General features: G+C 67.2%; 17 protein-coding genes. 3 read left to right on the plus strand and 14 right to left on the minus strand.

Annotation, left to right across the window (positions count from 1 at the left end):
- Nucleotides 1-14: 14 nt before the first annotated feature.
- The gene (locus OIE68_RS44250) at nt 15-533 is read right to left on the minus strand and encodes a polyadenylate-specific 3'-exoribonuclease AS (protein ID WP_327096842.1); all 519 of its coding nucleotides are present in this window, start codon (nt 531-533) and stop codon (nt 15-17) included.
- Nucleotides 534-640: 107 nt separating this feature from the next.
- On the opposite strand from OIE68_RS44250, the gene OIE68_RS44255 reads away from it, so the two are divergent.
- Nucleotides 641-2026, plus strand: a complete 1386-nt coding sequence (locus OIE68_RS44255; RefSeq protein ID WP_327096843.1) for a class II 3-deoxy-7-phosphoheptulonate synthase — start codon at nt 641-643, stop codon at nt 2024-2026.
- 48 nt (nt 2027-2074) lie between these two features.
- Here the strand turns inward: OIE68_RS44255 and pknB are convergent, their stop codons facing one another.
- Entirely contained in the window at nt 2075-4033 is a 1959-nt protein-coding gene (gene pknB / locus OIE68_RS44260) for a Stk1 family PASTA domain-containing Ser/Thr kinase (RefSeq protein WP_327096844.1), read from the minus strand.
- Nucleotides 4034-4654: 621 nt separating this feature from the next.
- Here pknB and OIE68_RS44265 point away from each other — a divergent pair.
- Nucleotides 4655-5023 (plus strand): Rv2175c family DNA-binding protein, encoded by a 369-nt coding sequence (locus OIE68_RS44265; protein ID WP_327096845.1) that lies wholly within the window; start codon nt 4655-4657, stop codon nt 5021-5023.
- A 53-nt stretch (nt 5024-5076) separates the two neighbouring features.
- Here the strand turns inward: OIE68_RS44265 and OIE68_RS44270 are convergent, their stop codons facing one another.
- The 4 genes from OIE68_RS44270 to OIE68_RS44285 form a co-directional block, all read right to left on the minus strand.
- Nucleotides 5077-6015, minus strand: coding sequence for a phytoene/squalene synthase family protein (locus OIE68_RS44270; protein WP_327096846.1), 939 nt, complete (start codon nt 6013-6015; stop codon nt 5077-5079).
- Nucleotides 6012-7730 carry an alpha-(1->6)-mannopyranosyltransferase A gene (locus OIE68_RS44275; protein WP_327096847.1) on the minus strand — a complete coding sequence of 573 codons (1719 nt, stop codon included), beginning with the start codon at nt 7728-7730 and terminating at the stop codon, nt 6012-6014. The genes OIE68_RS44270 and OIE68_RS44275 overlap by 4 nt, the downstream gene beginning before the upstream one ends.
- Nucleotides 7731-7794: 64 nt before the next feature.
- Complete coding sequence (gene crtI, locus OIE68_RS44280; protein ID WP_327096848.1) at nt 7795-9378, minus strand: phytoene desaturase family protein; 1584 nt, start codon at nt 9376-9378, stop codon at nt 7795-7797.
- A gap of 24 nt (nt 9379-9402) precedes the next feature.
- Complete coding sequence (locus OIE68_RS44285) at nt 9403-10545, minus strand: polyprenyl synthetase family protein (RefSeq protein WP_040688582.1); 1143 nt, start codon at nt 10543-10545, stop codon at nt 9403-9405.
- Between the two features lie 175 nt (nt 10546-10720).
- Here OIE68_RS44285 and OIE68_RS44290 point away from each other — a divergent pair, with 175 nt between their 5' ends.
- Nucleotides 10721-11722 (plus strand): methylenetetrahydrofolate reductase, encoded by a 1002-nt coding sequence (locus OIE68_RS44290; protein ID WP_327096849.1) that lies wholly within the window; start codon nt 10721-10723, stop codon nt 11720-11722.
- A 262-nt stretch (nt 11723-11984) separates the two neighbouring features.
- Here OIE68_RS44290 and OIE68_RS44295 read toward each other — a convergent pair whose 3' ends face one another.
- From OIE68_RS44295 to OIE68_RS44330, 8 genes are all read right to left on the minus strand, one after another.
- Nucleotides 11985-13136: an LLM class flavin-dependent oxidoreductase gene (locus OIE68_RS44295; RefSeq protein WP_327096850.1), complete on the minus strand. Its 1152-nt coding sequence runs from the start codon at nt 13134-13136 to the stop codon at nt 11985-11987.
- Nucleotides 13133-13939, minus strand: coding sequence for a DUF1684 domain-containing protein (locus OIE68_RS44300; protein WP_327096851.1), 807 nt, complete (start codon nt 13937-13939; stop codon nt 13133-13135). Before OIE68_RS44300 ends, OIE68_RS44295 begins: the two co-directional genes overlap by 4 nt.
- A 61-nt stretch (nt 13940-14000) precedes the next feature.
- Entirely contained in the window at nt 14001-15707 is a 1707-nt protein-coding gene (locus OIE68_RS44305; RefSeq protein ID WP_327096852.1) for an ABC transporter ATP-binding protein, read from the minus strand.
- On the minus strand, nt 15704-16516 hold the full coding sequence (locus tag OIE68_RS44310) for an ABC transporter permease (protein WP_329416093.1): 813 nt from the start codon (nt 16514-16516) through the stop codon (nt 15704-15706). The genes OIE68_RS44305 and OIE68_RS44310 overlap by 4 nt, the downstream gene beginning before the upstream one ends.
- 164 nt (nt 16517-16680) lie before the next feature.
- On the minus strand, nt 16681-17685 hold the full coding sequence (locus OIE68_RS44315; protein WP_327096853.1) for an ABC transporter permease: 1005 nt from the start codon (nt 17683-17685) through the stop codon (nt 16681-16683).
- A 2-nt stretch (nt 17686-17687) separates the two neighbouring features.
- Complete coding sequence (locus tag OIE68_RS44320; protein ID WP_327096854.1) at nt 17688-19307, minus strand: ABC transporter substrate-binding protein; 1620 nt, start codon at nt 19305-19307, stop codon at nt 17688-17690.
- A complete protein-coding gene (locus OIE68_RS44325; protein ID WP_327096855.1) occupies nt 19304-20440 on the minus strand; it encodes an LLM class flavin-dependent oxidoreductase in 1137 nt (378 codons plus the stop codon). Before OIE68_RS44325 ends, OIE68_RS44320 begins: the two co-directional genes overlap by 4 nt.
- A 4-nt stretch (nt 20441-20444) precedes the next feature.
- Nucleotides 20445-21419 (minus strand): ABC transporter substrate-binding protein, encoded by a 975-nt coding sequence (locus OIE68_RS44330; protein ID WP_419150651.1) that lies wholly within the window; start codon nt 21417-21419, stop codon nt 20445-20447.
- Nucleotides 21420-21428 lie beyond the last annotated feature (9 nt).

Raw genomic sequence — 21428 nt, forward strand, 5'->3', positions numbered from 1 at the left:
CGGGGCCTTCTGCTTTAAATGGATACCCGGCGGCGGGCGGCCTCGATGGCCTCGAATTTGGCCAGGTTGTGGCGGGCGTCGGCGAGGGCGTCGTGGGCGTCCGGGGGGACCGGGGGCAGTTCGGGACGACCGTGGGCCTCCCAGTGTTGCCGCAGTTCGTTGGTGTAGCGGGGGAGGGTGTTGGGTAGATCGACCATGGAGCCCCAGAGCTGGCACAGGGCGACGTGGTCGTAGGCGGCCACCCAGGCCCACAGTTCGGGGGTGACGCTGGGGCGCGGGACCAGGAATTCGTAGAGGTCTTTGCGGATCTGTTCGCGGCTGCGCCAGCGCGGGGAGGCGGGCGGCGGAAGCTGCGGAAGCACGTACCTGCGTACCCACGGGCCAGCACGTTCGGGGTCGAATTCGGTTGAGACCGCGTAGTATTCGCGGCCGTCCTCGCAGACCACACCGATCGATACGAGGTCGATAGTCGACCCGTCCTCGATGAATTCGCAGTCATAAAAATATCGAAGCGAGATCGGTCTCTCCTCCAAAGATCGGTACGGTGCGGCGATACTGCCCGGCAATCCACCCTAGGTGGGCAGAATCCACCCCTAATACCGGGTACCTGCACGCTTCGGAGTATCCGTATTCTGAACGAGTGAACTGGACCGTCGACGTACCCATCGATCGCCTGCCGGAGCTGCCGCCGCTGCCCGCAGAGCTGCGGAGGCGGCTGGACGACGCGTTGGCGCGTCCTGCACTACAGCAGCCGGCGTGGGATCCGGAGCAGGCGGCAATGATGCGCACCGTGCTGGAGAGCGTGCCGCCGATCTGCGTGCCCGCCGAGGTGGAGGAGCTACGCGGGCAGCTCGCGGAGGTCGCGCGCGGCGAGGCCTTCCTGATGCAGGGTGGTGACTGCGCGGAGACCTTCGCCGACAACACCGAACCGCATATCCGCGGCAATATCCGCACTCTGCTGCAGATGGCCGTCGTGCTCACCTACGGCGCCAGCCTGCCGGTGGTCAAGGTCGCGCGTATCGCGGGCCAGTACGCGAAGCCTCGCTCCTCGGATACCGACGCGCTCGGACTGAAGTCCTACCGCGGTGACATGGTGAACTCGCTGGTCGCCGACGCGAAGGTGCGCGAACACGACCCTTCGCGACTGGTGCGCGCCTACGCCAACGCCAGCGCGGCGATGAATCTGGTGCGCGCACTGACCGGTGCGGGTATGGCGGATCTGCATCGTGTGCACGACTGGAACCGCGATTTCGTGGCCCAGTCGCCCGCGGGTGCGCGCTATGAGGCGATGGCCGGGGAGATCGACCGCGGTCTGGCCTTCATGACCGCCTGTCGGGTGAACGATCCGAGCCTGCAGTCGGCCCGCATCTACGCCAGCCATGAAGCGCTGGTGCTGGACTATGAGCGCGCCATGCTGCGCCTCGGCCAGAACCCGGCGGGCGAGCCGGTGCTCTACGACCTGTCCGCGCATTTCTTATGGATCGGCGAGCGCACCCGTCAGCTCGACGGCGCGCATATCGCGTTCGCGGAACTGCTGGCCAACCCGATCGGGCTCAAGATCGGCCCGACCACCACGCCGGATCAGGCCGTGGAGTACGTCGAGCGGCTCGATCCCAATAACGAGCCGGGCCGGTTGACCATCGTCTCGCGCATGGGCAATAACAAGGTTCGCGACGTGCTGCCGCCGATTATCGAGAAGGTGCAGGCGACCGGACACCAGGTCATCTGGCAGTGCGACCCCATGCATGGCAACACCCACGAGGCCTCCACCGGCTACAAGACCCGGCACTTCGACCGGATCATCGACGAGGTGCAGGGCTTCTTCGAGGTGCACCATGCACTCGGCACGCATCCCGGCGGTCTGCACATCGAACTCACCGGTGAGGATGTCACTGAATGCCTCGGCGGCGCACAGGACATCTCCGATCTGGATCTGTCCGGTCGCTACGAGACCGCATGTGACCCGCGGTTGAACACCCAGCAGTCGCTGGAACTGGCCTTCCTGGTCGCCGAAATGCTGCGCTGACCAAGGCTTTTCGACAGGAGCACCGCGACATGCGGCGCTCCTTTGTCGTCAGGGCAGCGCCGTCAGCGAGACGGTACTGCCCGCCTCGACATTGGAACCCACGCCCGGAACTTGGCCGATCACCACGGAGCTGTCGGACGGGGCGAGCTGACGCACCGCCACCACCAGGCCGAGCGCCTGCAGCTTGGAGCGGGCGTCGGCGACGCTCGAGCCGACCAGCAGCGGCACCTTCACGGCATTCGAGACGATCAGGATGATGCCGTCGCCGGACTGGATCGTGGTGCCCGCGGCCGGTTCGGAGCCGATGACGGTATCCGCCTCGATCGTGCGGTCGAATTGAGTTCTGGTCTCGCGCACCGTGATTCCGGCTGCGGTGAGCACCTTGTTCGCTTCCTCGGTGGTCTTACCGCGCACATCGGGCATCTTCACCGGCTGAGATCCCTTGCTGCGGTATACCTTTACCTGCGCGGCCAGCGGCAGGACGGTGCCCGGAGCCGGATCCACCTTCGCGAAGGTGCCCTTGGGCGCGGGGCTGCCGGTTTCGCCCGCGTCCACCGGTTGCAGTCCGGCATCGCGGATGAGCTGGTTGACCTTCGAAATGTCGTCGCCAGCTTTGATATCCGGCACGCGGGGTTTGCCGCTGGAGATCAGCACGGCCACCGTCGAACCCTTGGTGACCTTGGATCCGGCCGAGGGATCGGTGCCGACCACCCCGCCGACCGGGATGGTGTCGGAGGTCTTCTGTCTGATCTCGGTGTCGAAACCGGCATCCGCCAGCGCTGAAATCGCGCTGGCCTGATCCTTCCCGGCCACCGACGGGACGGCCGAGTAGCGCCCGACGCCCAACCACCAGCCGCCGATCCCGACCAGCAAGGTGAGGACCGCGACGATGGCGACCCAGAGCAGGACCGTGCGCCGCGATTTGGTCCGGTCGTCGAAGGGTGACGGCTGCGGCGAATGCGATGGTGCGTAGTGATCGCGGTAGGTGTCCGGCGGCCCGTAGTTGTCGGGCGGACCGTAGTCGGGCACCCGCGGGCGCGCCGCCGTGACGACCTTGGTGTGCTGCTCGGACTGTGGTGGCGGCGCCGCGGCTCTGGCCTGCTGCGGGGTCGGCGCGGCGGTCTTGAAGCTGGCGCTGAGATGTTCGGCCGACTCCTTGGGTGCGGGCACTCGATACGGCGGCAGATTCAGCGCGACCCCGATCGAATGCAGTTCGGCCGCCATCTCGTTGGCATCGGCGAAGCGATGCGCGGGTTCGCGGTTGGTGGCCCGCGCGATCAGCTCGTCGAACTCCTGCGGGACTCCGGCGATGAATTCGCTCGGGCTGGGCACATCGTTCTCGATGCGCTGGTATGCCACCGATAACGAAGTGTCGCCGGTGAACGGGACCTGGCCGGTGAGCAGTTCGAAGATCAGGATGCCGAAGGAGTAGACATCGCTGCGCGAATCGGCGGTGCCTGCGGTCACCTGTTCGGGTGACAGGTACGCGGCGGTGCCGAGAATTACGCTCGCCGAGGTGGTGTTCGCGGCCGCGACGGCGCGCACCAGACCGAAATCAGCGATCTTGACCTCGCCGGAATCGGAGATCAGCACATTCTCCGGTTTGATATCGCGATGGATCAGGCCCGCCGAATGCGCGACGCCGATCGCGGCCAGTACCGGCTCGGCGACCGCGCGCACCGCATGCGGTGGCATCGGACCGCGTTCGCGCAGCAGCTCGCGCAGCGTGCCACCCTCGACCAACTCCATGATCAGGAACGGATACTCGCCGTCCACTCCCTGGTCATAGACCGCGACCAGGGAGGGATGCTTGAGCTTGGCGACCGCGCGCGCCTCGAATTCGAACCGGGACAGAAACTGGGGATCGGCGGCGAACTTGGGATCCATCACCTTGATGGCGACCGGACGGTCCAGACGGGTATCCACCCCTCGGAAGACCATCGACATCCCGCCCCGCGCGATCGGCGCGTCGATGCGGTAGCGCCCCTCCAGGATTTGCCCGATCAACTGATGTCCTCCGGCTTTCACAAAGTTCTCACCCCTCGCTCGGAATGCGACAAGCGATTGACCGCCTCGCGCGGCCCGCTCACGATCGTAGCTGTGTCGATCGGCTGTGTTTTTGGCCGCGCGGGCGCGGCGTGTTCGCGGCCCCTGGTGTCTCGCGTCCGAGCCGTCGAGACTCGCGACTTCGTCGCATGCGCTTCGACGGCTCGGACGCGAGACGGGCCGCGAACGGGTCGCTCGTAAGACTCGCTCCGTGGTGGTCGGCGATGGCGGATCGTTCAGCACCTGATGCCCTCATGCCGGGCGGTGGAGTTCCGCGACTTCGTCGCATGCTCTTCGGCCACTGGGACGCGAGACGGCGCGAATGGGTCGCTCGTAAGACTTGCGCCGTTGTGGTCGCTGATGGCGGATCGTTCAGCACCTGATGCCCTCATGCCGGGCGGTGGAGTTCCGCGACTTCGTCGCATGCTCTTCGGCCACTGGGACGCGAGACGGGCCGCGAACGGGTAGCTCGTAAGACTTTTGTCTGCAAACTGATGGTTCGTAGCCGCAGGTGTCGAATCACGCGGGAACGGTTCAGGGTGTCTCGAGCCACGCGAGTCGGGACCGTCTACCGTTATCCGGGTGAGTGCATTTCCTTGCAGTGACGATGTTCTTCCCCAGTCGGAGGCGGTTATACCGCTGCCCGAGGTGGCCGACAAGCTCGGGCTCGTGGTGACCCGAGTGCATCAGATGCTGCGCGACCACCAGTTGCTCGCCCTGCGCCGCGATGGCGTGGCCGGCGTGCCCGAGCGATTCTTCGACGATACCGGCGCGATCGTGAAGTCGCTGCCGGGCCTGATCACCGTCATGAAAGACGCCAAGTACACCGATCAGGAGATCCTGGAGTGGATCTTCACCGACGACGAGAGCCTGCCCGGTAAGCCCGTCGACGCATTGCACGGCCCGCTCGCGCGCGAGGTCCTGCGCCGCGCGGCAGCCGAGCCCTTCTGAATTTTTGGCCGCGCGGGCGCGGCGTGTTCGCGGCGCTTAGTTGCGATCGAGTCTCAGTGCGGCAGGGCCGCGGAGGTGAACTCGATCGCCGCGACACGCAGGCGTCGGCGGCGGGGGACCACGGCGCGGCGCGCGAACACCGCGTAGTCGGAGTGTTCGATTTCATCGAGAATGCCGGAGTAGAGCGTGCTCGCGGTGCGGATGGCGGGGCGCACGCGGGGGTCGAGTAGGTCGATGCCCGGGTTCGCGAAACGGTAGAGGTCGCGGTTGATCGCGATCAGGTGGGCCAGCGCGCGGCGCACCCGCTGGTCGGTGTGGCCGATGCGGTGGCAGTGGGTCAGCAGATCCGCTTCCACGCCGAAGGCCGCGAGTTCGTCGGTGGGGAGGTAGATCCGGCCCCGGTCCAGATCCTCGGCGATATCGCGCAGGAAGTTGGTGAGCTGAAAGGCTTCGCCGAGTGCGGCGGCGGCGGGTTCGGCCTCGGCTACCGGGACGACCGTGCCGAGTACCGGCAGCAGTTGCAGACCGATCGCGGCCGCGGAACCGCGCATGTAGTCGCGCAGCTCGGTCATGGTGGCGTAGGCGGCACGGAAGTGCGCGGTTCCCGGCACATCCATGCGCATGGAGTCCAGGAAGGTCCAGAAGTGTTGGGGCGCAATGTCGTAGCGCTGGATAGTGTCGGCCAGTGCGGCGAGTACCTGGGTGTGCCGGTCGACGGGAGGCTTTGCCTGCTCCAAGGCGACGCGCAGTTGCTTCTCGATCAGATCGAGTTCGCCCGCGGGTCCGTGTTCGGCGTCGTACGTGGGGTGATCGACGATGTCGTCGACCAGTCGCGCGAAGGCGTAGAGCGCGTGCACCGCGGGTCTTCGTGGTGCCGACAGCAGGCGGGTGGCGAGGAAGTAGGTGCGTCCGTGTACGGCGGCAATCGCCCGGCAGACGCGGTATGCCGCGGCCAGTTCCGAGCCGCGAGCGGGTAGCGCGACCTCGGTCATGACCGGGTGACAGCGACCGGATTGCTCTCCGGTGGGGTGGCGCGCAATCGCAACGGGTCGACCCGCCGCAGCGACAGTGCCGCGACCACGGCGGCGAACGTCGCGGCGGCCACGTGCCCGAAGCTGTAGAGCCCGATCGAGCCGTCCGGCTGGAAGACCAGCATCAACCAGGTGCACAGCCCGACCAGCACCATCAGCGTGGTGGTGGACAGTGCGAACCCGGCGGCCAACGCCAGCGGCCAGGAGTAGTACCAGGGCAGTGCCGCGGGCGAGAGGATGACGATGGCGACGAAGGCGATGAGGATGCCGAAGACCGCCTCGCGCTCGCTGTGCCGGAACCGCCACCAGGTCCACGCCAGCACGGCGATCAGCGCCAGCGCACAGAGTGCGCGGGTCACCGTGAGCACTGGATCCATCTGGAACGGCGTCACCCAGCGGACCATATGCGCCATGATCGTCGGCAGCGAGAGCCAGTTGATGATCTTCTTCGAGCCCGACAGCGCGGTCAGCCAGCCGATGCCGACCCCGGCGATGGCCGAGGCGGCCACGAAGACCACCGCGAACACGCTCAAACCGAGTCCGGCGATCTTGGCGAACATCAGCGCCGGATGCGGTACTTCCGCACTCGGTCGCGCGGGTTCGGCCTCGCTTTCGATGCGCTGGGTCGCACCCGGTGATTGCGCGGCGCGTTGCAGCGCCCGGCGTTCACGTTCGTGCAGCATCCAGATCCACACCAGGAACGGCAGTGCGACACCGGCGGTCGCCTTGATGGCGACGCCGATCGCGACGACCACGATGCCCGCCACATGATGGCGCTCCAGCACGAGTGCGATACCCGCGCACATGAGCCCGACCATGAGCATTTCGTTGTGCACGCCGCCGATGAGGTGGATCAGCACCAGCGGGTTGAGCACCGCCAGCCACAACGCGACCGTCGGCTTACCACCGAGATGTTTGGTCAGGTACGGCACCGCCCACATCATCAGCGCCAGTCCCGGCAGCATGACCAGTCGCAGTGCGATGGTGCCCGCGACCACGTTATCGCCGGTGATCGCGGTGATCGCGTTGCCGAGTAGCAGGAAGATCGGACCGTACGGCGCGGTGGTGGTGGTCCAGACCGGGCTCACATTGTCCAGCAGCACACCGGCATTGGCGACCGGCGGAGAGACGTAGGGATCGAAGCCGTCGCGTAGCAGTGCGCCCTGGGCCAGATACGAATACGCGTCCCGGCTGAACATCGGCACCGCGAACAGCAGCGGGAAGATCCAGATGCCGACGATCGCGCGCAGTTCGTTCAGCGTGACCCCGGCGTCGGGCCGGTCGCCGAATCCGATCGTGGTGCGGCCCAGGCGCACCCACGCGGTGATCATCAACAGCACACCGACCCAGATGACCATGGTGGACAGCACATAGCCGTGCCCGAATCGCAGCCAGGACAGATGCATCGCCTCGAGCAGCGGATCGCGCTTGCGGACGCTGCCCGCGCCGAATCCGCCGAAGGTGATCATCAGCGCGCCGAAGAAACCGAGCAGCGCCGAATGTCCCTCGGGGCTGCGGGCGAAGTCGGCGGTGGTCCGCAGCCAGGCCCGGAACCCGTGTTCGTCGACGGCCTGCGGTGCCTGGCGCGCCGGGGCGCTCGATGGACGCGCCTCGTCTTCGGTCGCGGCGATCGAGTTGTCGGTGGGTGCGGCGGCCGTCGTCTCAGGGGGATGCATGTGGTGTCGGTCCCCCCGGAGTGGTCGGCGGTCGCAACCGCAGGCGAATAGGTCGGCCGTTAGTTTATCGGCTTGCCGGGAACACTATCCCGCTGGTGCGTGAGGATTCATCCCGAGTGGCTCGCGCGGTGCCGATAATTCGGTTTGCCGCCAGTTTTCCGGACAGCAAGGTGGTCGGCACGCCGACACCCGGAGTGGTGCCACAACCGGCGATAACCACGTTGTCGCTGCCGCCGGAAAAATTGCGCGGACGAAATGGGCCGGTTTGCCGGAACAGATGGGCTGCCGAGAAGGGGGTGCCCGCAAGCATGCCCTGATCGTGCCAGGTGCCGGGTGTGTCGAGATGATCGGCGGTGAAGTGTTCGGCGATGCCGTGATATCCGCGCTCCTCCAACACATTCAGGAGTTCACGCAGGTATGAAGGGCCGAGCCGATCCCAGTCCAACGGCGCTGCGTCCAGGTTGGGGCAGGGGGCGAGTAGCGAGAACGGCTCGTGCCTGCCGTCGGCACGGTCGATGTAGAGCGTGGGATCAGTCAGCGCGGGCCGGGTGAGCAGCAATGACGGGTCACTCATCAAACGACCGTTGCCGGGGCGCGCGGCGATCTCGTCGAAGGTCCGGTTCCAGGCGTCGCCGAAATCGATGGTGTGGTGGGCCTGGATCGGCCAGGTCTGGGCGATCGCGGCGGGGATGGTTCCGTGTGCGACGACGGCGGACGGTGCGGCGCGCAGGCGACGGCGGCGGCGCACGCCGAAGCGCTCGAGAGCGCCGAGGTCGGTGGTGAGCACCACGGCGTCGCAGACGAAGGTGCGGCCGTTCGCGGTGCGGACCTGCCTGGCCCGGCCGCCCGCGTATTCGATCCCGGTGACCTCGGTGTTCAACTCGAGGGCGCCGCCCGCCGCGGTGAAGGCATCGGCGAGTGCGACGGTGATGGCGCGCATACCGCCCTCCGGGAAGTAGACGCCCAGTGAGGTGTCCATATGCGGGATCGCGCCGTATACGGCCAGTGCCTTCGCCGGGGCCATGCCCGCGTAGAGCGCCTGGAAGGTGAACAGTCGGGCCAGGCGGGGATCGCGCAGGAAGTGGGAGACGCGCGGGCCGAGCCTGCCGAATCCGCCCAGACGCACGAGGGTGGCCAGTGCGCGGCGCTTGGCCGGATAGCGGACCATATCGACCGGCGAATCGAAGTTCGTATCCATGAACTCGATGAATTCGGCCTGGTAGATCTCCGCGAGCCAGTTGCGCAGCCGTCGGTAGCGCAGGGCCTCGTCCTCGCCGCAGACACGGGCCACTTCGATCGCCATCGCCTCGGGATCGGCGTAGACGCGAATGGTGGAGTCGTCGGCGAAGCGGGCGTGATAGCTGGGGGCGAGTTGGTGGATGCGCAATGGCGGAGTGCAGGTTTCGGGGGTTGCGCCGACGGCGGCGAGGGCATCGGCGATCAGCTCCGGCAAGGTGAGTACCGTTGCGCCGGAGTCGATTTCGTAATCGGGGCCGCGGTACATGCCGACTCGGCCGCCGGGATGATCGGCGCGTTCCAGCAGGGTGACGGTGCGCCCGGCCCCGGTCAGATACAGGGCGGCGGCGAGGCCGGATAGGCCCGCGCCCACCACCACGACGCGATCGGTCGGTCCCGCAACGGTTTTCATGTGGATCTCCTCGCGCGGCCGCGGCTAGTGCGTACGACTCGTCGCGGCCAGGGCCATGGCGCGCAACCGCTCCTTGGCATCGGGCGTGGCGGTACTCGAGGCCAGTGCGGCCAGGCCCTGTTCGGTGAGTTCGGTGATGCGGCGTTCCACCTCGTCGACCGCGCCGAGTCCGGTGATCACCGCGCGCAACCGCTCGACCTGGTCCGTAGTCAGATCGGTGCCGATGCTGGTGCGCAGCAGGTCGGCGGTGGCCGGGTCGGTGGCGTCGGCGCGCTGCAGCGCCTCGGCGACCAGGACGGTGCGCTTGCCCTCGCGTAGGTCGTCGCCGGAGGGCTTTCCGGTGACCGCGGGGTCACCGAAGACGCCGAGCAGATCGTCGCGCAGCTGGAAGGCGATGCCGATATCGGTACCGAAGGTCCGGTAGGCCTCGATCAGGTGCGGATCGGCGTCGGCGAGTGCCGCACCCAGGTGCAGCGGGCGCTCGACGGTGTAGGCCGCGGTCTTGTAGCGGTTGATGCGCAGCGCCGCGGCGACGGATTCGTCACCTGCCGATTCGCCGTGGATATCGAGCAGTTGCCCGCCGAGCACCTCGGTGCGCATCAGCGCCCAGACCGGTGCGAAGCGGCCGAGGGCGGCGGCGTCCAGTCCGGCGGTGTGCACCATGTCATCGGCCCAGGCCAGCGCCAGATCGCCGACCAGGATGGCGACCGAGGTGCCGAAGTGTTCGGCATCACCGGCCCAGCCGTGGTCGCGGTGGCGCTGTTCGAAGTCGACGTGCACGGTGGGGAAGCGGCGTCGGGTGCGCGAGGAGTCGATGATGTCGTCGTGGACCAGCGCGCAGGCCTGCACCAATTCCAGTGCGGCACAGGCGTTCAGGACCGCGGCGGCGTGCGGGCCGGTGGGATCGCCGCCCGCGCCGAGCCAGCCGGTCCAGGCGAAGGCAGGGCGGGTGCGCTTACCGCCGCGCAGCACGAAGAGTTCCAGCGCGTCCGCGGCCTGAACGAAAACCGGACCGAGCGGTTCGACGATCGGGCGTCGGGTCAGGAAGAACGCCTTGAGCGCGTCCTCGACCGCCGCGACGAATCCGGGGGTGCCCGGCGTGTGATTCGCGGGCGGGGTGGGGTGAGGCGTCTGGATACCGGTTCCGGCGGACAGGGGAGCCTCCAAGGTCGTGCGGGTGCTGGTGCGCGGTGGATCGTGGGCGCTATGGGTACTTCGGTGCCGGACGGTGACCGTCGCGCGTGTCGTTCCGGCGATTGCGAGCGTGTCGCTTGCTCGCAGAATACGCGTACGGTTGCGACGACCTGACGGCCCGGTTACGGCCCACCACTACACTGGACCGGTGACTTTCGATAACGTGCGGGGACGTTCGACCCCTGGCCGGCCGTCCCCGACGCCACCGATCGTCTCTGGAACACCCTCGGTTGTACAGAGTCTGCGGACCCATTCCGGGGGTTCGGTGCCCTTCTCGGTGGAGTTCAATCCGCCGCGTGACGCCGCGGGCGAGGCGCGGCTGTGGCGCGCCGCGCGCACCTTCGAGCGCATGCATCCGGCCTTCGTCTCGATGACCTACGGCGCGGGCGGTACCACTCGTGACCGCACCGTGCGGATCACCGGCGCGCTGGCCGAGGAGACGACGCTGCTGCCGGTCGCGCATCTGACCGCCGTCGAGCACAGCGTCGCCGAACTGCGCTCACTGGTCGGCGCGTACGCCGATTCGGGCATCCGCAATATCCTCGTGCTGCGCGGCGACCCGCCCGGCGATCCGCTCGGCGAATGGCGCAAACATCCCGACGGGGTGGCCTACGCCGAGGAACTGGTGCGCATCGTGCGCGACCTCGGTGACTTCCATGTCGGCGTCGCCTCGTTCCCGCAGGGCCACCACCGGTCTCCCGATCTGGAGCATGACACCGCGCATCTGGCCGCGAAACTGCGTGCGGGCGCGGAGTATTCGATCACCCAGATGTTCTTCGACGTCGAGCACTATCTGCGGCTGCGCGATCGTATCGCAGCCTTCGACCCGATCGAGGGCGCGAAGCCGATCATTCCGGAGCTGATGCCCATCACCTCGCTGCGCACGGTGGCGCGCGCCGAGGAACTGTGCGGACGTCCCCTGCCGCCCGCGGTCATGGCGCGCTTGCGCAAGGCCGCCGGTGACGGGCCGGAGGAGAACAATGCCACGGTCCGCGAGGTCGGCATCGAAATCGCCACCGAAATGGGCCAGCGCCTCATCGATGAGGGCGTGCCCTGCCTGCACTTCATCACGCTGAACTTCGCCAAGGCCACCGGTGAGGTCCTCACCAACCTCGGCTACGGCGTAACCGCGGCACCCATCAGCGCCTGACCCCAGCAGCCCCCCAGCGGTAGCCACATGGCTGTCCACCGCGCAGCTCCGAGCAACCTTTGACTACCTTCGGCGCAGCAGACCTGGTGGGTTGGGTGCCGCCGAATCAGCGCCGCTGAGGGTTGTCGTTCGGCGGCTGTTGCGGCTGCTCAGGGCAACCCTCCGACTACCGTCGGCGCAGTAGCCAGTGTTTGGGTTGCGGGCCGCTGACGGCAGTCGTTCGGTTGCTTGTCGGGGAAGTGGAGCGACCTGCCGTCGCGGATCAGGCGGCGCGGGCGGTTCGGAGGCCCCAGGCGTCGGCGAGGAGGCGGTGGGATTCGAGACGGTCCTCGTGGCGGTGCGTGATGCTGGTGACGAGGAGTTCGTTCGCGCCGGTGACCCGCTGCAGGGCCTGCAGACGTTCGACGACAGTGCGCGGGCTGCCGACGAATTGGGTGGCGAGGCGGTCGTCGACCAGTCGGCGCTGCTCCGGTGTCAGCGGGGTGGCGCGATCCGGATCGAGGTAGTCGGCGGCGCCCGCACCGCTGCGAATGCTGTGCACCCAGTGACCGTAGGTGGCGGCCAGATGTTGGGCGCGCCCGTCGTCGGGGGCGACGACCACGTCCGCGGAGATCACCACATACGGCTCCGCGAGCTCGGCCGAGGGGCGGAAGGCCGCCCGATAGGCCGCGACCGCGTCGAGGGCGGTGCCGGGGGAGACGTGATAGGCCGCGGCGAAGGGCAGGCCGAGTTTGCCTGCCAATTCGGCGCTTTCGCTGGCCGTACTGCCGAACAACCACAGCTCGACCTGTGCGCCCTCGCCCGGAACCGCGTGCAGCGCAATGCCTTCGGCGCTCTTGTAGGTGCCGTTGAGCAGGGCGCGCACCTCGTCGACCTGATCCGGGAAGTCCGGTGCCTGCGCGCCCTGCTGTTGCAGTGCGCCGAGCGAGGCGATGAACCTGGACCTGTCGGTGATCCGTCCGGGATCGAACGGCGGCGGAACCACCACGCCGTCGCGGACCTCGGTGCGCCCGGTCACGGTATCGACGACCGGGTGACCGCCTTTCGGGTGCGCGGGCTGTGCGCCGAACTGGGTGCGGCGATGGCCTGATCGGCCCAGGCCAAGGTCGAGTCGTCCCGGATAGAGGGCGTCGATGGTGCCGAACGCCTCGACGATAGATGCCGAGGTGTGGTGGCCGACCTGAACCGCCGCCGAGCCGACGCGAATCCGGGTGGTGGCCGCCGCGACCAGGCCGATCAGTGTGATGGAGGAGGAACTCGCCACCGAAACGAAATGATGTTCGGCAAGCCAGTAGCGGCGGTAACCCCACTGCTCGGCGTGCTGGGCCAGATCGATGGTGTTGCGCAGGGCCTGCTGTGCGATGGATCCGGCACTGATCGGGGCCAGATCGAGGATGGAAAGCGGGATCGTCATGCGGACCGTCCTAGGCGCGGATGCTGTTCGCCCGCTTCGATGGCCACCCGCAGCCGGTTTTCCGGGGGAGCCAGCGGGCAGGTGGCGAAGTCGGTGAATGCGCAGGGTAGATTGGCCGCCCGGTTGAAATCGAGACGCACGGTCCCATCGGCATCGGGTGCCTCGACGGCCAGCGTGCGGGCCGCCGGGTAGGTGGTGACACCGCTGGTGGCGTCGGTGAACAGCACCCGCAGGCTGGTCGGCTCGCCGAAGGCGATGACGCGCTCGGTGACCTCGCCGATGCTGAATTCGATGGTGCCCGAGGCGGTGTGGTGATGCTCGAGTCCGTCGACGACGGCGCCGGTTGTGATCGTGCGGGGCTCGTCGAAGGGTTCGAAGCGACCCTCGACCACCCAGCGCGGTTCCGGGGCATAGGCCGGGATGCCCTCGAAGCTCAGCAATGTCGGGGCGGCAGGGTCGTGCACGCGCACGGCGTAAAGGCCGCTGCGACGAATCACCTCGAGTACCCGATTCTCGTGCAGCACATCGAGTCCCGGTGCGCCTTCGACCGGTATGACGATCTGTACGCCCGCGATGTCGGTGCCCTGGAACTGCAAGCGGTCGGCGGGTCGGGCGGTGATGAACACCTTGTCGTCGGTGACCCACCAGGTGCCGGGAATGTCGGGGATGCGTTCGGGTTGGTCGGTGAGCCAATGCAATCCGGTCAGGCTCAGGAAGCCGAGGGGATTGCGCAACTGCTCCTCCCTGGCGTGATGCCAATGTGCCCACTCGGTTTCGAAAAGACTGGTGATGCTGGTCGTCATGACGCTCTGACTCCTTCGAGTGTGCGGTTGCGATGGGGATGGCGTAGTCGGGTGCCGGTCATCAGGCCGCCCCCGGTGCGGTGAGGTGCGGTGTGGGAATGGCCGACAGCAATTCGCGGGTGTACTCGTGCTGTGGGTTGTCGAAAATCTCGGCGGTAGAACCGGATTCGACAATGCGTCCGTCGCGCATAACCGCGACGCGGTCGCTGATGCGGCGTACCACGGCGAGGTCATGCGAGATGAACAGGTAGCTCAGGCCGAGTTCGGTTTGCAGACGGTCCAGCAGTTCCAGGATCTGGGCCTGGACGGAGGCATCCAGTGCCGAGACCGGTTCGTCGAGTACGAGCAAGTCCGGGTGCAGGGCGAGCGCGCGGGCGATGGCGACGCGTTGGCGTTGTCCGCCGGACAGTTCCGCTGGGCGGCGCTGGGCGAAGTTCTCCGGCAGCGCGACCTGGCCGAGCAGTTCCCGTACTCGTTCCTGCCTGGCCTTGCGATCGCCGACGGCATAGGCCCGCAGCGGTTCCTCGATGATCGAACCGACCCGCCAGCGCGGATCCAGTGAGCCGTAGGGATTTTGGTAGACCACCTGGAAGCGCTGGCGCAGGTCGCGCAGCCGTCCACCCTTCACCGCGGTGAGGTCTTGCCCGTCGAACGTGATCGCGCCGCTATCGGGTTCAGTGAGCCGCAAGGCGATTCGCGCGGTAGTGGACTTGCCGGAGCCGGATTCGCCGACCAGCGACAGGGTTTCGCCGCGACCGAGTTCGAATCCGACACCCGCCACCGCGGTGACCGAACCACCGGCCGGTGCGCGGAACCGCTTGTGCACATCCCGCACTGTGAGCAGCGGTGGACCGGAGCTCACCCGTGGCGTGCGGAACCCGTCGAACGGGGCCAGACTCGGGGAGGCGGCGAGCAGTCGCTTCGTGTACGGATGACGCGGTTCGGCGAGCACCGTCGCGGTCGGCCCGGTTTCGACGATCTCCCCGTCGCTCAGTACCACGATCCGATCGGCCCGCTCGGCGGCGATCGCCAGATCGTGGGTGATCAGCAGCACCGCCGTACCGCGTGCCGCCGTCTGCGCGGCGAGTTTGTCGAGCACCCGCCGCGCCACCGTGGCGTCGAGCGCACTGGTCGGCTCATCGGCGATCACCAGTTCCGGTCCGGCGATGAGCGCCGCCGCGATCAGCACCCGCTGGCGCTGGCCACCGGACAGTTCGTGCGGATATTGCGCCGCCCGCAACTCCGGCAGATCCAGTCCGGCATCGGCGAGCAATTCGATCGCCCGCGCGGTCGCATCGCGGCGATCGGCAAGTCCGTGCACGAGCAGCGCCTCGGCGACCTGATCACCCACGCGCCGCACCGGATTCAGCGACAGTCCCGGATCCTGCGGTACGAATCCGATCCGGGCACCGCGAATCCGCCGCAGCGCCCGCTCGGATCCGGTATCCACCGTCTCTCCGTCGAAAGTGAGGGTCCCATGGGTGATCTCGGCATTGGATCCGAGCAAGCCGATCACCGACTGCGCGAGAGTCGACTTGCCGGAACCGGATTCGCCGACCAGCGCGACGACCTCGCCGCGTGCGACGGTGAGCGATACGCCTCTGAGTGCGGCGACATCGCCGCTGTCGGAGGTGTAGCGCACGTGCAGGCCGTCGATGCGCAGCAGTGTCGATGCCGCCCCATCCGGTCCGTTTGTGACGTCGCCGATGTGCGGCGTGCCGTCCGTGCGCGCGTCCGTCGGATCGGCGGACGTAATGCACTCACTCATGCGCTGTGACTCCTTCCTACGGCGCGGCCGAGGCGTTGGGCGGATAGGACGACGACGATGATCACCAGGCCGGGCAGGGTGGTCATCCACCAAGCCGTGGCGAGGAAATTGCGTCCCTCCGATATCAATGAGCCCCATTCGGGGGTGGGCGGTTTCGCGCCGTAGCCGAGGAAGCTCAGCGCCGAGACCGATAGCACCGCCATACCGAATTCGACTGCGGCCAGGGCAAGGACCGGCTGGTAGGAGTTCGGCAGGACATGCCGGGCAAGCACCGTGTACCAGCGGACCCCGGCGGCATGCGCCGCCTCCACATACGGCGCCTGTCGCACCCGGAGCACCTCCGAGCGCATGACCCGCGCGAAGTTGGCGATCAGCGAAACACCCACCGCGATGGCCACATTGCGGGTGCCGAAGCCGAGCGCGGTGACCAGCGCGAGCGACAGCAGCAGCGATGGAATCGACAGCAGCACGTCGACGAACCGCATGATGACGGTGTCGACGAAGCCACCGAGCGATCCCGACAGCAGCCCGAGAACCGATCCGGCGATCAGGGCGATGGCGACTGCGGACAGGGTGGCGGTGAGCGAGAGTCCCGTACCGTGCACCATCCGGGTGTACAGGTCGCGCCCGAGATTGTCGGTGCCGAACCAGTGTCGGGCACTCGGGCCCTGGAACTTCTGCGCGGGCACACCGGTCAGCGGATCGCCACTGGCGAAAACCGAAGGGAACAGCGCCCAGCCGAGTGCCAGCACCGCGACGGCGCCGGACAGGATCACTACGACATTGCCGCGCAGCGACTTCCATCGCAGGGCCGGTCGGCGGAGTCCGGGTAGCGCGATCCGCCGCGACTCATCGGCGACATCAACCAAGATCGGTCACCTGCTGTCGTAGGTCAGGCCACGGCACGAAGCCGCTGACGAGAGGGCAGGGCGTGGCGTTATCGCGCGCCACGCCAGTGCGGGTAACGAGTGGCTCAGGCACGGACGACCACCTCCTCGGCGGTCTCGATCGAGGCGGTCTCGGAATCGGTTGTCGCACGCCGGGATCGACCGGCAATGCGCGGATCGAGCAGCGGATACAGCAGGTCAACGGCCAGATTCACGGTGACGAAGACCGTCGAGGTGAGCAGCACGATGCCCTGCACCACCGGAATATCCTGGGCCAGTACGGAGGTCTGGGTGAGCCGACCCACGCCCTGACGGGCGAAAACGGTCTCCACCACCACGGATCCGGCGAGCATATTGCCGACCAGCACCCCGGCAATGGTGAACGTCGGCACACTGGCCGGACGCAGCACATGTTTGCGCAGCACCCACCCACGCGAGCCTCCCTTGGCCAGTGCCACATCGACGAACGGCTGACGCCAGGTCGAGGCCAGCCCAGCGGCGAGCACCTGGGCAAGCACCGCTCCGATCGGTATCGCGAGGGTGAGCGCGGGCAGCACCGTGCCCTTGAAACCGTGTCCGCCGAAGGCCGGGGCGAGCCGCCAGTGGAACGAGAAGAGTTGCAGCAGTAGCAGTCCGGTCCAGAATGTCGGTACCGAAACCCCGAGGGAGGGCAGTGAGCTGAGCGTGTCACGCAACCAAGGGCGGCGCACATAGGTCGCCGCGAAGGCCACGCTCACCCCGCCTAGCACCGCGAAGAGCAATGCCAGACCGGCCAATCCGAGCGTATTGGGCAGTGCGTCACCCAGCGCACTGGTGACCGGCTGGCCGGTGGCGATGGAGTGGCCGAGGTCGCCGGTCAGGGCGTGAATCAGTGCGGTCCAATACTGTTCCCAGAGCGGACGATCCAGTCCGTAGCGCGTCTGCAACTCGGCGATCGCGGCCTTGTCGATCGGGGTGCCCGCACCCGCACCGTCGGCCGCGATGGAGACCGGGTCGGCGGGCAACAGGTAAAGCACCACGAACGAAATGGTGAAGGCCGCCCACAGCACCCATATCGCCTGCAGGACCCGCACAACCACATACCGAGCCATGACTACCGTCCGCTCAACCAGGTATCGAAGAACTGCAGCCGGGCGGAGGCCTCGAACTTCAGATCCTGCACGCCCTGTGCCGCACCGATGGCCTGTGACAGTTCGACCGTCGGAATCCATAGCCCCGCATCGAGTACTGCCTGTTGCGCGGTGCGGATCAGTGCGGTGCGCGCGGCGGTATCCGAGGCGCTCAGCTGACCATCGAGCACATCGTCCAGTGCCGGGATGCGTTCGCGGGCATTGAGATTGCGCCCGTCGACACTGAAGGAAGTGCGCAGAATGTCACCGTCGGCACGAGTGGTGTTGTAGTAGGTGGTGTCGAAATCTTTGACGTTCTGCCGTGCTGTGCTCTCCGGACCCGAAACCAGATCCAGCTTCAGCTCGACACCCACCTGACGCAGCTGCTGCTGCACCAGCTCCAGGATGGCCTGATTGCCGGCGAACGCCTGACTGAAGAGCACCGAGAAGGACAGGCGCTCGCCATTCTTCGCGCGGATACCGTCACCACCTGGCGTCCAGCCCGCCTGGTCCAGAATGCTGCGCGCCTTGGCCGGGTCGTAGCTCAGCCGGGCCGAAAGATCCTGGTAGCCGGGCGTACTGCTGGCCAAGGTGCTGGTAGCGGGTTTGAACTGCGGGCCGAGTACGGTGTCCACCAGCTGTTTCCGGTCGATCGCGGGCAGCAGCGCCTGGCGCACCGCGGCATCGCGCAGCGGCCCGCGGGTGACATTGGTCTGGAAGCCGAACGGCACACCGGGATTCGCGGTGCTCAGCACCCGCCCGCCCGCGGCCTCGATCTGCGGTGCGTCCTGCGGCAGCGCATCGCTGACGGCGTCGAGCTGGGCGGAGATGAGACTGCCGGTGCGAACACCGGATTCGGGCACGACCGTGAACTCGATCTTGTCCAGATAGGCCTCGCCCTGATGGGCGAAGACCGCCGAACCCCAGCGGTATCCGGCGCGTTTGGCCAGGGTCGCCGAGGCATCCTGGCGCCAAGCCGCATAGGTGAACGGTCCGCTGCCGACATTGTCGCCAAGGCAGCGCTGATCGGCGGGTTCGGCCGTCGTGGCATCGCCCTGAATGCCGAGCTGCGCGGTCGAGGACGCTTGCAGGAACTGGGCATTGGGTTTGCTGAATTCGACCCGCGCGGTCAGCTTGTCGACCGCGGTGGTGCCGACGTAGTTGGTGAGATAGCTGGAGCCGAGCGGTGTCTTGACCGCACCCAGTTTGATCACCGAATCGAAGGTGTTGCGCACCGAATCCGCAGTGAGCGAGGTGCCATCGCTGAAGGTGACGCCGTCGGCGAGATGGAAGGTGAACACCTTGGCGTCGGAGGAGATCTCCCAGCTCTTGGCCAGCCACGGCTTGATCTCACCGGTCTTCGGATCCTGATCGGTCAGCGAATCCACGACCTGGCGCGTCACATACAGCGTCTGATTGGTGCCGGACTGCGCCGGATCCGAGCAGGTCGGCGCCTGCGAAAGGCCATAGCGCAGGGTGCCGCCCGGCTGCGGCGGGCCCGCGTCGCCGCCGCCGGTGGCCGAATCAGTGCCGCAGGCGGCGAGACTCGCGGCCGCGGTGACGGCGGCGGCCACGGCCGCGATTCGGTAGCGGGAACGGATCACTGTGGTACTCCAGATGTTTCGGTGCGGACGAGTTCGCCGCGGGAATCGATGTCGTAGTCGGTGGGACGCGCGGTGTTGCGGCCGTTCGGTGCGGTGGCCAGTGGTCGGCTCGGAATGCGTCGGCGCAGCTCGGGCGCGACCTCGGCCTGGAAGAGTTCGAGGCCGGTGCGATGTTGCGATTCGGTGCGGCCGTCGCGTTCGGCGGACAAGTGGATCACCTCGTGCCCGAAGGCCTCGTGCTGGCGCCCCACCTTGTCGATCACCTGCTCCGGGCTGCCGACCAGCGCCGAACTGCGTGCGACGAAATCGTCGAGCGTCTCGAAGACGATCGGCAGCCCGAGTTTGCGCGCCAATGTCAGTCGAGCCTCGAAGATCGGGCGATACACATCGAGGGCCTCCTGTGACGTGCGCGCCACATGAAATCCCGCGGGGCCCGCGCCGACCAAGGCGTCGGCCGGATCGTGCCCGTAGTGCTCCCAGCGCTCCCGATAGTGGCGCACCAGTTCGGCATACGGTTCGATCGGATTGGTGACATTCGCCGAGAACAGCGGATCACCGTGGCGCGCGGCGAGTTCCACCGAATCGCGGCTGGTCGCGCTGCCGTGCCAGATGCGGACGCGCGGCTGCCAGGGCCGCGGCAGCGCCTTGGCCTCGACCAGTTCCGGACGGAATCGGCCGGACCAGGTCACGGTGTCGCTGTCCCACAGCGCCCGGAACAGTTCGTAGCCTTCGCGATTGCGGTCCCACTGGTCCTCGGTGGTGACGTGGTACAGCTTCGCCTGGGCCGCACCGTTGCCCTTGCCGATGATCAGTTCGAGACGGCCGCCGGAGAGATTGTCCAGCGTCGAATAGTCCTCGAATGCGCGCACCGGATCCAACAGACTCAGCGTGGTGACGGCGGTGAACAGACTGATCCGTGAGGTGACCGCGGCGATATGGGACAGGATCACCGGCGGTGCGGCCGAGAGGAACGGATCCTCGTGCCGCTCGCCGACGGCGAACCCGTCGTAGCCGAGTTCCTCGGCGGTGCGGGCCTGGGCGACGACATCGAGCAGTCGCTCCTTGGTCTCGGGTAGCCGACCGGTATTCGGATCCGGTACCCGGGAGACGAGGGTGAACAGCAGGAACTTCATGCGATCACGACTTCTTCGGTAAGCCGGGCGGATTGATCCGCGAACTCGGCACGGTCTCGGTCTTCAACCCCCAGCGATCGATGACCTGCTGGTAGGTGCCGGTCTGGATGGCGTTGTTGATGGCCTTGTTGATGGGGCCGATCAGCCCGCTGTCCTTCTTGGTGAGCACACCGATCTCGCCCTGCAATGCGTCACCGGCGCCGGAGAAGGTCGCGACGATCCTGGTCTGGTTCGCGGTGGTGCTGTGGTAGATCGCGGACGGGTTCGGGCCGATGTAGCCGTCGAGGCGCTGCGAGGCCAGCGCCAGGTAGTAGTCGGTGACCTGCTGGAAGTAGGCGATATCGATCGGGGCCAAGCCGTCGGCGATATTCTGCTCGTTCCACTTGACCAGCAGCTGCTCCTGATTGGTGCCGCTGCCGACGCCGATCCGCTTGCCCGCCAGGCTCTTACGATCGGAGTACTCCAGCTTGCTCTGCTTGGGGATCTCCAGCGCGACGGTGTCATTGCGGTAGGTGGCGAAGTCGTACTTCTCCTTGCGCTCCTCGGTCACGGTGACGTTGGAGATGAATACATCGGCCTCGCCGGAATCGACCCGCACGAAGTTCTGCGACCAATCGGCCACCTGTGCAACGAGTTTCAGTCCGAGGATATCGGCGATGAGCGAGGCGAAATCCACCTCGGAACCGACGATGGTCTTGTCGTCGGTGGCGTAGAACCGCAATGGCGGTGCAGCACCACCGGATCCGGTGACGACCAGCGTCCCGCGGTCCCGGATGGCCTGCGGTAGTTCGGCGGCAATGGCATCGACCTTGGGCGCGTGGATTCGGCCGGACTGTCCGGGGGAGAGGTCGAAGGTGATCGAACCGGCGGGCTGCGCGGAGTTTTCCGCGTCCGGATCGGTGCCGCAGCCGGTGGCCAGCAAGGCGACCGTGGCGGCCAGGCCGACCAGGGCAGAGAGCTTCATCGAATACCTGTTCATCGGGGAGCG

Origin of the sequence: Nocardia vinacea (assembly GCF_035920345.1) — a bacterium.
In the GTDB taxonomy this organism is placed as follows: Bacteria; Actinomycetota; Actinomycetes; order Mycobacteriales; family Mycobacteriaceae; genus Nocardia; species Nocardia vinacea_A.